Consider the following 14,028-nt stretch of genomic DNA (forward strand, 5'->3'; position numbering starts at 1 on the left):
CATGCTGCAGTCCGCGCGCACTGACCCGCCGCATCGGGTACCTCCGACGGTGGCGCTTGCCGGTGCAACCGTATGGAATCGGCGCGAAGCCTGTTGGTTTCTTCTCGCGGTGATCGTGCCGGCCGCATGTTGGTCGAGCCATTCCGCCCTGGTGCCGTACGTCTTTGCTGTCGTCCTACTGGGGGCTCTGGTGCTCCGCGTCGGGACGGTCATGAAGTGGGTGTCGTTGCTGCGCTGGGGAATGATCGCCGACATCGAGAGCGTCGACACCGCGCTACGCGGCGAGAGCAACCTACGCCTCGCACACGCCACCGGATGGACTGTCCAACGGCGTTGGTACACAGGCGTTGTGACAGAGTCCGCGGTGAGGTACCGGGCCGGGGAAGCGCGCGGTCACCTGTTCGTTCGCGGTCTACCGTTCACCACCGGTGTAGTGCTCGCGCACTCGAAACAGCCGACGTTCGCCATGGCTATCAGCGATTTCCCCTGCGATCTGCGACTGGACGGCAAAGGTCGTTGGGCGGCCTCGTTCCCGACGGGCTTCTGGCGTCAGACACTGGCGACGGCGGCGATGTACGCCTACGCCGTGGTCGGCCTGATCGTCTCGCTCGGGTATCGCTGAGGCTCCGACGGCGATCGGCTCCCCGGACTTGGATCCAGGCCTCCGATTGCAGGCCGATATCCGAAACCGAGGAGCCGATCAGCGGTGCGGGGCTACGGCAACGACGGCAATTGCTTGTCCACCAGCCATGCGTCCCAAAAGCTTCGGGGGCAACCGAAACGGGAGGCGAGGTCGGTGAAGTCGGCGGTCGCCACCGTCGAGTAGCGGTACTTGGAGGTCCATTCCTGGATCAGCCCGAAGAAACTCTCGTCACCGATGGTCCGTCGCAGTGCGTGCAGGGCCAGAGCCCCGCGCTTGTAGACGCGGTCGTCGAAGATGTTCTCGGGCCCGGGGTCGGTGAGTTGCAGGTCCATCTCCAGGTCGAGCTGCGTGGTGTGCGCCCGTTTGGCCTTGTCGTGAGCCGTTGCGCCGCCGGAGTTCTCGGTCCAGATCCACTCCGAGTAGCAGGCGAAGCCTTCGTGCAACCAGATGTCGGCCCATTTACCGAGGGTCAACGAATTGCCGAACCACTGGTGTGCCAACTCGTGCGCGACCAGGCGCTCGTAGTGCCGGGAACCCGAACAGTGATTGGCTCCGAAGATCGACAGCCCCTGCGCCTCGACCGGAATCTCCAGATCGTCGTCGGTGACCACCACGGTGTACGACGCGAAAGGGTACGGGCCGAAGAGCCGCACGAACGTATCCATCATCTGCGGTTGACGGCCGAAATCGTGATCGAACTGATCGCGCAACCGCGGCGGGGTGATCGCATTCATCGGCACCGGCCCCGTGCTGACGACGCGGTGCTCGTACGGACCGATCTGAATGGTGGCGAGATAGGTCGCCATCGGCTCGGGCTGCTCGTACACCCAGGTGGTGCGGCTGGAGCGAGTCTGCTTACGTACCAACGTTCCGTTGGCCACTGCGTAGTACGGCGAATCGGTGGTGATGGTGATGCCGTAGCTGGCTTTGGACACCGGATGGTCGTCGCACGGGAACCACGATGCGGCACCGTTCGGTTGACTCGCGACGATCGATCCCTCGGTGAGCTCTTCCCAGCCGACCTCACCCCAGAGTCCGTCGATGGGCTCGGGAGTTCCGTTGTATGTCACCGCCACCACCAGGGCCGCACCCGACGCGATGGGCTTGGCGGGAGTGATCTTCAGCTTGCCTCGCTGTTGGCTGAACTTCACCGAGCGTGAACCGTTGACCGATACCTTCGTCACGTTCATCGCGGGACCGAGATCGAACTCGAACTTCGACACCGTGGCCGTGGTGACGGCGGTGATCTTCGCTTTGCCGGCCAGCCGGTTGCTCTCGACCTTGTACTCGAGGTCGAGTTCGTAGCGCGAGACGCGATAGCCGCGGTTGCCGTTCTGTGGAAGGTACGTATCGATCGGATTGTCACTGGATTCGACGTCGAACACCGGTTCCACGAGCTTGTCTGGCACGGAAGATCACCCCTCGCTTCGGTCGTCGCGAATTCGCGGAAAGGGATCGCCCTTGGCCCACGGCGCGATCGGATTGCCCTGCCAACGAGTATGCGCGGGAACCGTATCGCCGCGCATCACCAGGGAAGCAGGCCCTACGGTCGCACCGTCACCTATACCCGATGCAGGCAATGCGACACAGTGCGGCCCGAGGGTTGCGCCTTCGCCGAGATCGACAGTGTCCATGGACATGATCCGATCATGGAACAGGTGTGTCTGCACAACGCACCCTCGGTTGACCGTCGCACCGTCGGCCAACGTCACCAGATCTGCCTCCGGAAGCCAATAGGTTTCACACCACACACCTCGGCCGATGTCCGCGCCGAGCCACCGCAACCACATGTTCAACACGGCGGTGCCCTCGGCAGCGCGCGCGAACCAGGGCGCGGCGACGGTCTCGACGAACGTGTCGGCCACCTCGTTGCGCCACACGAACGAACTCCACAGCGGATGGTCGGTCTTGCCGATTCGGCCCACCCACAGCCACTTCGCCGCTGCAGACACTGCCGCAGCCACGAAACCGGCGATGAGCAACACGACTCCGCTGAGCAACGCCGCCAGCCAGTACCCGACGGAGTCGGCCAAGGCGGTGAGACCGAACAACACTGCGAGCCCGATGCCGAACGTGACGACGACGGGAATCAACCGGCACGTCTCGACGAGCGACCGAGCGACCTTCAATTTCGTCGGCGGATCGAACGTGCGTGACGAGTCCGCGCTACCGGCGGCCCGGCGCAATCGCACCGGCGGGCTGCCGAGCCAGGAGGAGCCGGACTTGGCCTTGTCCGGCGTCGCGGACAGCACAGCGACGAGACCGTTCTTCGGTACGGTTCGCCCGGGTCCGGTCATTCCGGAGTTGCCGAGGAACGCCCGCTTGCCCACTTTGGCGTCGCCCAGATGCATCCAGCCACCGCCGAGTTCGTAGCTGGCGACCATGGTGTCGTCGGCCAGGAAGGCACCGTCGGCGACCGTGGTGAACTTGGGGATCATCAGTACCGTCGACGCCTCGACATCCTTGCCGATCTTCGCGCCCAGGAGCCGCAGCCAATGGGGCGTCAGCAGCGAGGCGTAGAGCGGAAACAGGAACGTGCGGGCCGAGTCCATCAGCCGTTCGGTGGCCCAGACCTGCCAACCGATTCGGCTGCGCACCGGGTGGTAGCCGCCGACGAGTCCGATGCTGAGCAACCGCACCGCGACGACGGTGATCAGTGCGAACACAGCCAGTGAGACCAGCGTGGCGACGGGCAACATCACCAGGCCGCGGTCGAAGGCGTCGAGCACCGAGTCGGCGGTGTGGATCCACCAACCCATCAGTACCAGGCTGACGCCGATGGAGAACAGTGCCATGCCGGACAGGAACAGCGACGCGACGCCGTATGCGAACACCCATCGGGTGGCGCGCGGCGGTGCTTCGGCGGGCCACGGGTGATCGGCCTTGCCGACCTTCTGGGCCGGCGAACCGGACCACATCTGCCCGGCTTTGACTCGTCCGACGACGGCCGACCCGGCGGTGACGACCGAGTTCTTGCCGACTTTGGTGCCGGGCAGCAGGGTCGAGCGTGCGCCCACGGTGGCACCGGCACCGATCTCGATGCCGCCGATGTAGACGAGATCTCCGTCGATCCAGTGCCCGGACAGATCCACCTCGGGCTCGATGGAACAGCCGTCGCCCAATTCGAGCATGCCGGTCACCGGCGGCATCGTGTGGAGGTCGACGCCCTTGCCGATCTTCGAGCCGAGGGCGCGCGCGTAGTAGACCATCCACGGCGCACCGGAGAGGTTCGACGCACCGCTGGCATCGGTCAATCTGGTTGCCGCCCAGAGTCTTATGTGCATGCTCCCGCCGCGCTTGTACGCACCGGGTTGCAATCCAGCCAAGAGGATGCGAGATCCGATCACCGAGATCGCCATCCGTCCGACCGGAGTGATGAACAAGACGAACGCGACGAGAATCCACCACCACGACAGCGTCGGAGCCCAGGACACGTCGCCGAACCACGACATGACGTTGAACAGCAAACCGAGCCAGGTGACCCACTGCAGACCGGTCAAGGTGGTCAACGGAACCGTCGCCAGAATCTGCGCCCATTGCGCGGTGCGCGAGGTGGGGGCCACGTCGCGCGGAATTGCTTCGACGACCGGCTTCAAATCGTCGAGGTACCGCGCCAGCGAACCCAATCGTGGATGGTCGTACAGCTGCGCGACGGTCACCTCGGGGAACCGCTCGCGTAGTGCCGTCACCAACTGCGCGGCCGAGAGCGAACCACCCCCGTTGGCGAAGAAATCGGCGTTCTCGTCGGTGACCTGCGCACCGAGGATGTTGGCCCACAGTTCGGCCACCCATCCCGCCGTCCCGCCGAGCGACGAGGCCCCGGCCGAACCGGGCAGGGGCCACGGAAGGGCATTGCGGTCGACCTTTCCCGAAGTACGCGTAGGCATCTCCTCGACCAACGCCAGTCGGGGCACCAGCGCCGACGGCAGTTGCTGCGCCAGCAACACGCGAGCGGCCTCGAGATCGAAATCGGGATCGGTGCTGGCGAGATAGCCGACCAGAACCGAGTTGCCGGCACCGGTCTTCCGAATGGCCGCAGCCGCACCACTGACACCCGGAAGTGCTTGCAGCGCATTGTCTATCTCGCCGAGCTCGATGCGCCGACCGCCCAGCTTGACCTGGTCGTCGGCGCGGCCCTGGAACAGCAGCCCTTCGAGTTCGAGCTTGACCAGATCGCCGCTGCGGTATGCCCGCTCCCACCCGAGAGAGGGCATCGGCGCGTACTTTTCGGCGTCCTTGGCGGGATCGAGATACCGCGCGAGTCCGACGCCGCCGATGACCAACTCGCCGACCTCGCCGACCTGGACCGGAGTGCCCGAAGTATCGACCACCGCCAGGTCCCAGCCGTCCAGCGGCAGACCGATCCGGACCGGGCCGGTGCCGTCCATGATCGCTGCGCATGCGACGACCGTGGCCTCGGTGGGGCCGTAAGTGTTCCAGACCTCGCGACCTTCCACAGCGAGCCGCTCGGCCAGCTCCGGCGGGCATGCTTCGCCGCCGAAGATGAGCAGCCGCACCGCTTCCAGAGCCACCGCGGGCCACAGCGATGCCAGCGTGGGCACCGTCGAGACGACACTGATGTCGCGGGAGACCAGCCATGGTCCGAGATCGAAGCCGGATCGCACCAGCGACCGAGGCGCGGGCACCAAGCACGCACCGTGCCGCCACGCCAACCACATCTCCTCGCACGAGGCGTCGAACGCAACCGACAGGCCCGCGAGCACTCGGTCGCCCGGCCCGAGCGGATCCTGCTGCAGAAACATGCGCGCCTCGGCGTCGACGAACGCCGCCGCATTGCGATGACTGACCGCGACGCCCTTGGGCGTGCCGGTGGAGCCCGAGGTGAAGATGACCCACGCGTCGTCCTCGGGGGTGGGTGGACCGGCGTCGTACTCGGCAAGTTCCTGCTTGGGAGCGGTACCGGCCGCGATGCCGCCCGCGGTGACGATGGCCGTGACCTTCGCCTCGCCGAAGACCAGTTCCGCGCGCTCTTCGGGATCGTCAGCGTCGACCGGAACGTACGCGGCACCGACCGCAAGAATGGACAGAATGGCGACGTAGAGCGAGAAGGAACCGGACGGCATGCGGATACCGACGCGGTCGCCGCGCCTGACCCCGGCATCGGCGAGCCACTGCGCGCCCTCGGCGATGTCGTCCGACAACTCGGAGTAGCTGACCGATACGGCACCGTCGTCGATGGCAGGGGCGTCGGGAAAGCGGTCGGCGGTTGCGCGGAGAACGTCGATGAGTGTCCGGGCCGGGGCGGCGAGCGAGGAGCGAAGGTACTGGGCGGGAGTGGAGCCTGCGGAATGACCTGGAAGGGCAGGAGCGGCCGTGATCTCGAGTTCTGGGGTTGCGGAATGACCATCGGATTCGTGCACAGAAAACCAGGTGTCCTTCGTGTTCGTGGGGCAGTGGAGCGCTTGTACAGCTGCGTCACAGGATCCGCAGCGTCGTTGGTTATCTCACGTTCGGTTTGCCGGAAGGTGAACGGACTCTCTGTCGCACTGCGGGAATCCTACTAGCGAATATCTTCGAGGTCGGGCTTGACAAAGCTGCAGCGAGTTTGCAAGTGTCGTCTCCACGGTCACGAGTACCAGCATCAAGCCCCGGCTCGCTGGTCGGCAACCCTCCTCCGCGGTGGGGTGCTCCGGGTGACGACCAGGCTGTAGCCGGAGAACCGGCGCGGCAAGCGCGGACTCGTTCACCAACTGCTTCGGTCGCGGGTCCCTCGAACGTGAGGGCTTGATCTGTCATGACATCTGTACTTTCCCGCCCCTGCGCTCCTTTTGCCCCTGTTTCGGGCACGGAGTTGCAGGTACCCCTGGTGCAGGGCGGCACCTGCGCGTACGCCAATTTCGACTGTGCGGCCAGCGCGCCGGCCTTGACTGCGGTGACCGACCGAATTTCGGAACTGCTGCCGTTCTACTCGAGCGTGCATCGCGGTGCCGGCTACGCGTCCCGGGTCTCGACGGCGGCGTACGAGAAGGCTCGGGTGACGGTTGCCGATTTTGTTGGTGCGCAGACGGATTCGGTTGTGGTGTTCACCCGGAACACCACCGACTCGCTCAATCTGCTGGCCGCATGCGTGCCGGGCGATACGGTTGTCCTCGATATCGAGCACCACGCCAACCTTCTTCCGTGGCGTGATCGCCGAGTGGTGGTGGCCGCGTCGACACTGGCCGAGACCATCACGCGACTCGATGAAGAGTTGACGACGAAACCGGCTGCACTGCTGGCTGTCACGGGCGCTTCGAACGTCACCGGTGAAGTTCTGCCCATTGCGGAACTTGCGGCTCTGGCGCATCGACACGGTGCCCGAATCGCGGTGGACGGTGCCCAGCTGGTTCCGCATCGGCGCGTCGACATCGCCGCACTCGATGTGGACTACCTGGCGTTCTCCGGACACAAGCTGTACGCCCCGTTCGGCGCGGGAGTGCTTGTGGGAAAGCGTGATTGGCTCGATCTCGGACAACCACACCTGGCCGGCGGCGGTGCGGTGCGCACTGTGAGTATCGGCTGCACCGACTGGGCTCCGGCGCCGCAACGGCACGAGGCGGGCACTCCCAACGTGCTGGGGGTCGCCGCCCTCGCCGCGGCGTGCGAGGCGATTGCCGGATTCGACGACGCCGCACTACAGGCACACGAGAAGGAACTGTCGTCCCGGCTGTGCGAGGGCCTGGCCGCACTCCACGGGATCGAGCAGCTGCACGTGTGGGCCGACGCACCCGAGCGCGTCGGCATCGTCACCTTCACCGTGGCCGGACGCGACCCCGGTGAGGTCGCCGCGTACCTGTCTGCCGAGCACGGTATCGGCGTCAGAGACGGAAAGTTCTGCGCTCATCCGCTGCTGGCCAGGCTGGGTCACGCGGCCGGAGCGGTTCGAGCCAGTATCGGTCTCGGCAGCTCGTCGGCCGATGTGGACCGACTGATCGACGCTCTGGCCACCTTGGTCGAGTCCGGACCGAGCTGGAATTACGCCGAGGATGCCGGCTGGTGGAATCCGGTGCCCGACCCCCGGCCGTTCCCCGAACTGGTCGGACGGGTGGACGGGGTGAGTGGGCCCAGCGCTGCTGGGGTTGGATCCCCCTGCACCCTCGCAGACGGTTAGCATGGCGTCATGACCGTGAGTGTCGCGTGGTCGGGCAACCGCCACTGGTGCAACAGGTATGTGGATCTGTGCCGCACTGCGTCCGGGTCGTGTTCGAGTTCGGCTCCGCTCCGACCGAATGCAACCTACTTCGAGAATCAGGATCACTCATGTCGCACACTTACACCCGGGTCGCCGTCGAATTCGTCGGCGTTCGGACCGAGCTGACTGCCGCGTCCGACGCGCATGTAGTCCGCATCCAGGCCCCCGACCTACGCGAAGCTCAGCAGCAGCGGGCGCGGTTGCGCGCCGAAGCCGTCGAGCGCGGTGAATCGGCCGACAGCACAGCGGTGTTTCTCGACCTCGAGATCCACATCGCGGCGGATGCTCGGACGGCCCGTCGGGAATTCGCCGCACTCGATGCACCGGCCGATCCCGCCTCGATTCGCTACATCGGCACCCCATCGGGACTCGCGAGCCTGATCTCCGACGTCACCGCGGCCGATGTCGCCGACGGCGTGACGCTGCTGGTTCACGACTCTGCCGACAGACAGTCGATCTTCCTGAGCGGCGGGGTACTTCCGTTGCTGGGATCGCGTGGCACGCGATTCGACATCGACATCGTCGATGCGGTCCTGGGCGCACCGCACATCGCCCCGACCCTGGCATCCTGACGGCCGCTCGCGTCCTGAGGGCTCAGGTCCTGACGGACGCGACAGCGGTCAGGTGACGTCGATCGCCAAACCCGCGGTGATTCGCAACAGCTCGGTGAATGTCGACCGGAAGATCGTGTTGGTGTGACCCGCAGCAGCCCACACCTCGGTGTACTCGGCCAGGTCCTGGTCGAGGAAGGTATCCAGATTGGTGGGGTGACCGACCGGGGCGATCCCTCCGATCGGCTGCCCGGTGGCATGCTTGGCCGTGGCGAGATCGGCGCGCGTCAGAGTGCCGCCGAGCCGCTCTCCGGTGTGTTCGAGATGAACGTTGTGGGCTCCCGACACCAGCAGAAGAACCGGCTCGTCGCCCAGCAGGAACACCATCGACTTCACGATCGCGCCCACAGCGACGCCCAGCGCCGCAGCGGCATCGGCAGCGGTGTGCGTTCCCTCGGGACTGTTCACCACCACCCCGTGATGGCCGCGAGAAATCAGGGTGTCGGCAACATGGGCTGCATTCGGATGAAGTAGCCGGGACATTCCCCAACCCTATTGCCCCGCGACCTCCGCCGCAGAAGGCTTGCTCATCCGGTCATTCCGCAGGCTTCACTCGTGTTGTTTTTGGTCATTCCGCAGGCTTCACTCCTGTTGTGTTTGGTCATTCCGCAGGCTTCACTCCTGCAGATCACCGAACAGTCTCAATCGCGCCATGCCCCCGTCGGGATAGATGTCCATCCGAACCTCCGACACCGGGGCATCGTGGTCGAGGACGAAACGATGCCGGGTGTCGGGCTGCAGCGTCGTGCGCGGCAACAACTCGATCCACTCACCGTCGCCGAGCCGTCCGCGAAGCGATGCGGAACCCGGCGCGTTGCCGAGGAAGCAGGTGGTGTCGAGCTCGGCGAGGCGGATGAGACCGGTGCCCGCCAGCTGTACCTGCACCCAGTCGTTGGCGTCGTTGCGTCGACGCGAGGTCTCCCAGCCCTCACCCATCGACCGCGGGGGACCGGGGAACAGCAGATTGTTGGGGGAGCTGTAGAACATGTTGGAGCACGCCGAAACATAGGCACCGTTCTCGAGTGCAGCCAGGTCGACCGGCCCCGTGGCGAGAAACTTGGGGTCCGGCGTGCCACGGCCGAGTACCCGCAGCCGCGCCACACCGCCGTCGGGGTAGATCGAGAGCTTCACGTGCGTCCACCGCGCGTCGGACGCGACCTGGAATCTGTTCTCACTGTCGCCGTTGACCGGGCTGCGGGGGACGATGGTGGTCCATTCGGTCTGCGTGCGCAGTTCCTCCGGGGACGGAAAACCGTCCACCTCGGCGGCCTCGACCGAGATCTCCGGTGGATAGTTTCCGGTGAACCACGAGGTGTCGACGACGATCGCGGAAACGACGCCGGGTGCTCCCAGCCGCACGATGGCCTCGTCGAATCCGGCCTCGCGTCGTCGACGCGTCTCCCACCCGTCGTAGATCTGCCCCTTGTGCCCGAACGTTGCCGTCGAATAATCGGCTTTGCCCGGACTGACGAGATTCTCCTTCTCCGCGAACGTTTCGTCGTTTGCCCACACGACTGCGCCTCCGAGTGTGCGGACGGCGAGATCGGGCAGCGGCAGCGGGAAGTTGGCGGTCATGGGACCACACTTTACTGGCTGAGCGGCGACGCGCTCGCGGTGTGGCGACGTCGGACGAGCGCCGCTGCGCCCAACAGCGCCGCGCCGACGACAATGTAGAAAGCCAACCCGAGAGCTGGTTGCCCGACGCCGGTGCCGGAGAAGTACACGATGCTGCGCACCCCCTCGGTGCCGATGCCCGGGGTGATCCACCGACCGATCGACGCGTAGAGCGACGGCAGCACCTCGGACCCGAAAGCGCCTCCCGCGCTGGGATTCCCCAGGATGACGAACAGTACGATCGCAGCGGGCACGGCGGCGACGCCGATCAGTGCGCGCAGGCCCATGGTGAACAATCCGGTAGCGAAGACCACGCCGGTGCCCAACAGCGTGAGTGGAAACCAATGGCCGGCAAAGGTTTCCAGGACGTGCGTGGTGAGGAAAGCTCCGAGCGCGCCCGACAGGATCGCATACACCGCGAGAATGCCGACATGCATGCAGGTTTCGCGACGCGATGTCGGTGCCCCGATCAGCAATCCGAATGCGGCGGCCAGGAGGTAGCCGCCGACCACCCAGCCGACCGAGAGGTAGAAGCCGGACAGCCCGCGGTTGTCGTGCACACCGACCGGGATCTCGTCGCGAACAACGAATTGGCGGCCCTGCGCGGCGTCGACCTCGGTGAAGATCGACTGCAGCGCGGTCGCGACGGAACTGCCGGCGGCGCTCGCGGTGATGAGAGTGTCGGTTCCGTTCGCGCCGATCACGTAAGCCCCGAGAATGTCTCGATCGCGAAGCAGCGAACGAACCTCGGCCGTATCGACGGCGGTGCGTGTCTCGAGCGGAGTGCCGTCGATGGCGTCGAGACGATCGGCGGTCTGCTGGTCGAGTCCTTCGGGGAGTCCGGCTTCGGCCACCACCGCGATCGGGATGTTGTGCGGCGTCGGCTGATGAAATGCCGAGACGTAGCTGAGGATGAAGCCGAGTTGCAGCACCAGAACCGCGACGGCGAGCAGTGACATCTTGCGCATGGGTGACTCCTGAACCTTGTCGATACCCGAGGTATTGAATACTCTAGGTATCGTGAATGCCGCCGAGCAAGAAAAGTGGGAGCCGCCACAGCCGCAGCGACGACCCCAGCGCACCGACGTACGAGATCGACTGCTTGCCGCGGCGGCTGACGAATTCACCGAACGCGGCTATGCCGCAGCCAAACTGACGGACATTGCCGATCGTGCCGGCTTCACCAAGGGGGCCGTGTACTCCAACTTCGAGTCCAAGCAGGCGCTGTTCGCCGAATTGCTGGCTCAGCGATCGCTCGACCTGGCCGCGCGCGTGTTGGCCCACATCTCCGATCTCGACCCGACCGCCGCGGCCGGAGCCGGCGGCGGCGAGATCGCGGCCTGGGTGGTAGCCGAGCCGCGCTGGCCGTTGTTGACCGTCGAATTCGGAATCCTGGCCGGCCGTGATCCGGCTGTCGCCGAGCGCTACCGCACCGACCGTCGAGCGCTGCGGCGCGAACTCGAACGCCTCATCGCCGAACGCGCAGACCACTGGGGCGTCGGCGAGAGGTTCGATGCCCGACGCCTCGCGACGTCACTGGCGGCATTGATCTCCGGATTGGCCGTCGAACATTCGGTGGATCCGCAGGATATCGACGAGCAAGTCATCGCCGACGCGGTGGCCGAACTGTTCGCCGGAGCGATAGCTAGAGCACATCTCGATTGAGGGATGGCGCACCGGGTAAACGCGCATCATGAACGCTCAGAATCCGGATCCGAACGACACCGCAGGACTCGAAGCAGGCGGCGGCGTCACACCGGGAGACACCCCTCCCGCCGAAACGTCGGCAGGCGGCCCGAACCACGAGCCGCCGCAGCGAAGCCGGCTGATGCCGATCATCGTGATCTGCTTCGTGGCATTGCTGGCGATCGTGATAGCCGGTGGATTGATCGGTCGTGTCGTCGGCCTGTTCGGCTGATCCGGCCAGCACGCTGATCCGGCCAGCACGCTGATCCGGCCAGTACGCTGATCCGGCCAGTACTCAGTACTGTGGCCAACCGCCTTCGGGGCCGAGCAAGCGATCCAACCGAATGTTGTTGATCTTCGCCAGCTCGTTGCGCATGACCTTGCGCTCGGTCTGATCGTGGTTGTCGAGTCGGTGACCCAGATCCACCAGGATCTCGCGCGGCTCGAAGCCCTCGGGCTCGAACATCCGACCCGAGACGTATAGATAGCCGAACCGCCGCTGGTACGCGCGAGCGGCGGTTTCCAATGCCCCTCGCGTGTCGGAGTCCATCGCGGCGCACACCTTGCTGGGCTGGGGAAGCGCTGCCGCCAGCGTATCCACGTCACCATCGGACAACTCGGTCAGTTCTGCGTCGGCTGCAGAGAACAGTTCGGCACGGGAGCGGAAGCTGCGGCGGTCGGCCACCCGTGACGCCCAGGTCACCGAGCAGCAGCACTCGTAGAGGGCATGCACCGCTTTGCGACGTGGCAGGTCGTTGAATGTTTCGAGGCCGAGTCCCTGATGCATCAGCATGGATCGATGATGGGCCGGATCTGTCACATGCACCAGAGCTGAGCAGGGACTTAGCCCAGACGTTACGCGCCGTAACATGCGGTGCGGCAATCCGTGCAGGCCCCGCTAGGCTCGCAGGCATGACGGAACGTACCTGGAAAGCCTTCTCTGTCGAGATCGCGGACCACATCGCGCAAGTGACACTTCTCGGGCCCGGCAAGGGCAACGCCATGGGGCCCGACTTCTGGAGCGAGAGCACCGAGCTGTTCGCGCAGCTCGACACCGACCCCGAGGTTCGGGCGGTCGTGCTCGCCGGCTCCGGCAAGAACTTCACTTACGGACTCGACCTGGCAGCGATGGCAGGGACGTTCGGTCCGCTCATGGCAGACCAGGCTTTGGCCGGTCCGCGAACGACGTTCCACGACACCATCAAGACGATGCAGAAGGCGATCAATGCCGTCGCGGACTGCCGCAAGCCCGTCGTCGCGGCCGTTCAGGGCTGGTGCATCGGTGGTGGCGTCGATCTCATCACCGCCGCCGACGTGCGATACGCCAGTGCCGACGCGAAGTTCAGCGTCCGAGAGGTTCGGGTCGCGATCGTCGCCGACATGGGGTCCATGGCCAGACTGCCGGCGATCATCGGCGACGGACACATGCGTGAGCTCGCGTTGACCGGCAAGGACATCGACGCAGCTCGCGCCGAGAGGATCGGGCTGGTCAACGACGTGTTCGAGGACCACGCCGCTGCTCTCGCCGCCGCTCGCGAATGCGCGGCGGCCATTGCCGCGAATCCGCCTCTGGTGGTGCAGGGCATCAAGACCGTTCTGGACCATTCCCGATCCTCCGGCGTCGACGACTCGTTGCGTTTCGTCGCGGCCTGGAACGCGGCTTTCCTGGCCTCGCATGATCTGACCGAGGCGGTCACCTCGGTGTTCGAGAAGCGGCCGGCTCAGTTCACCGGTAGCTGAGATGGTCGAGTTCGCCGAGCAGTTGGGCACCCAGTTGCTTCGACTGCAGCGCTTGCGCGAGCGAAACATCGCTCAGATCTCGTCGTCGGACGGTGTCGACGGTGCCGCGTACGTATGCTTGTTCAGGCTGCTGCGTGACGGGCCGATGCGGTCGAGTGAACTCGCTGCGATGGTGAACTCGGATCCATCGACGGTCAGTAGGCAGGTGACGCAGCTCGTCGAACGGGGGCACGTCGAGCGGCTTCCCGACAAAAGGGACGGCAGGGCCTTCGTTCTCGCTGTGACGGAGTCGGGTCGAGAAGTGGCCGCGGCGATTCAGCAGCGTCGGACCGACACCCTCGGGAGAGTGATCGGGGGTTGGGAACTCGACGACCGCGCGTCGCTGGTTGCGTTGTTGGATCGATTCTTGACCGATTACGAAACCATCAGGACGGACCAACCGGACCGGCGCGCCGGTAACGTCTGAGCAGTCCGTAGTCGATGGCCGGGCGATCGTGGAGACGCACTGTCGCTTCCCAGTGAGCGGGGATGGAGGGGATGCG

Annotated in this window: 13 protein-coding genes and 1 riboswitch; of the genes, 7 read left to right on the forward strand and 6 right to left on the reverse strand. The window is 65.5% G+C overall.

Annotated elements, in window-relative coordinates:
- Position 1 precedes the first annotated feature (1 nt).
- Complete coding sequence (locus RHODMAR_RS07290) at positions 2–622, forward strand: hypothetical protein (RefSeq protein WP_008712954.1); 621 nt, start codon at positions 2–4, stop codon at positions 620–622.
- A 92-nt stretch (positions 623–714) separates the two neighbouring features.
- Here RHODMAR_RS07290 and RHODMAR_RS07295 read toward each other — a convergent pair whose 3' ends face one another.
- On the reverse strand, positions 715–2,052 hold the full coding sequence (locus RHODMAR_RS07295) for a M1 family metallopeptidase (protein WP_008712956.1): 1,338 nt from the start codon (positions 2,050–2,052) through the stop codon (positions 715–717).
- 6 nt (positions 2,053–2,058) lie between these two features.
- Positions 2,059–5,982: a Pls/PosA family non-ribosomal peptide synthetase gene (locus RHODMAR_RS07300; protein WP_051047865.1), complete on the reverse strand. Its 3,924-nt coding sequence runs from the start codon at positions 5,980–5,982 to the stop codon at positions 2,059–2,061.
- 246 nt (positions 5,983–6,228) lie between these two features.
- A riboswitch (SAM riboswitch) is annotated at positions 6,229–6,344 on the forward strand.
- 54 nt (positions 6,345–6,398) lie between these two features.
- On the opposite strand from RHODMAR_RS07300, the gene RHODMAR_RS07305 reads away from it, so the two are divergent.
- Both RHODMAR_RS07305 and RHODMAR_RS28960 read left to right on the forward strand, forming a co-directional pair.
- A complete protein-coding gene (locus RHODMAR_RS07305; protein WP_042938326.1) occupies positions 6,399–7,754 on the forward strand; it encodes an aminotransferase class V-fold PLP-dependent enzyme in 1,356 nt (451 codons plus the stop codon).
- A gap of 149 nt (positions 7,755–7,903) precedes the next feature.
- Positions 7,904–8,407 (forward strand): hypothetical protein, encoded by a 504-nt coding sequence (locus RHODMAR_RS28960; RefSeq protein ID WP_008712962.1) that lies wholly within the window; start codon positions 7,904–7,906, stop codon positions 8,405–8,407.
- Between the two features lie 48 nt (positions 8,408–8,455).
- Here the strand turns inward: RHODMAR_RS28960 and RHODMAR_RS07315 are convergent, their stop codons facing one another.
- The 3 genes from RHODMAR_RS07315 to RHODMAR_RS07325 form a co-directional block, all read right to left on the reverse strand.
- A complete protein-coding gene (locus RHODMAR_RS07315; RefSeq protein ID WP_008712964.1) occupies positions 8,456–8,929 on the reverse strand; it encodes a YbaK/EbsC family protein in 474 nt (157 codons plus the stop codon).
- Positions 8,930–9,061: 132 nt separating this feature from the next.
- Positions 9,062–10,021 carry an allantoicase gene (alc, locus tag RHODMAR_RS07320; protein ID WP_008712967.1) on the reverse strand — a complete coding sequence of 320 codons (960 nt, stop codon included), beginning with the start codon at positions 10,019–10,021 and terminating at the stop codon, positions 9,062–9,064.
- Between the two features lie 11 nt (positions 10,022–10,032).
- Positions 10,033–11,028 carry a hypothetical protein gene (locus RHODMAR_RS07325; RefSeq protein WP_008712968.1) on the reverse strand — a complete coding sequence of 332 codons (996 nt, stop codon included), beginning with the start codon at positions 11,026–11,028 and terminating at the stop codon, positions 10,033–10,035.
- 52 nt (positions 11,029–11,080) lie between these two features.
- Here RHODMAR_RS07325 and RHODMAR_RS07330 point away from each other — a divergent pair, with 52 nt between their 5' ends.
- Both RHODMAR_RS07330 and RHODMAR_RS07335 read left to right on the forward strand, forming a co-directional pair.
- Positions 11,081–11,725 (forward strand): TetR/AcrR family transcriptional regulator, encoded by a 645-nt coding sequence (locus tag RHODMAR_RS07330; protein WP_008712970.1) that lies wholly within the window; start codon positions 11,081–11,083, stop codon positions 11,723–11,725.
- Between the two features lie 28 nt (positions 11,726–11,753).
- The gene (locus RHODMAR_RS07335; protein WP_008712972.1) at positions 11,754–11,978 is read left to right on the forward strand and encodes a DUF6480 family protein; all 225 of its coding nucleotides are present in this window, start codon (positions 11,754–11,756) and stop codon (positions 11,976–11,978) included.
- Between the two features lie 63 nt (positions 11,979–12,041).
- Here the strand turns inward: RHODMAR_RS07335 and RHODMAR_RS07340 are convergent, their stop codons facing one another.
- Positions 12,042–12,539: a 2-oxo-4-hydroxy-4-carboxy-5-ureidoimidazoline decarboxylase gene (locus tag RHODMAR_RS07340; protein ID WP_042938327.1), complete on the reverse strand. Its 498-nt coding sequence runs from the start codon at positions 12,537–12,539 to the stop codon at positions 12,042–12,044.
- A gap of 119 nt (positions 12,540–12,658) precedes the next feature.
- On the opposite strand from RHODMAR_RS07340, the gene RHODMAR_RS07345 reads away from it, so the two are divergent.
- Complete coding sequence (locus RHODMAR_RS07345) at positions 12,659–13,486, forward strand: crotonase/enoyl-CoA hydratase family protein (protein ID WP_008712974.1); 828 nt, start codon at positions 12,659–12,661, stop codon at positions 13,484–13,486.
- A gap of 1 nt (position 13,487) precedes the next feature.
- Entirely contained in the window at positions 13,488–13,952 is a 465-nt protein-coding gene (locus RHODMAR_RS07350) for a MarR family winged helix-turn-helix transcriptional regulator (RefSeq protein ID WP_008712975.1), read from the forward strand.
- The last annotated feature ends 76 nt before the right edge of the window (positions 13,953–14,028 follow it).

Source organism: Rhodococcus sp. AW25M09 (genome assembly GCF_000333955.1).
Lineage (GTDB): Bacteria > Actinomycetota > Actinomycetes > Mycobacteriales > Mycobacteriaceae > Rhodococcoides.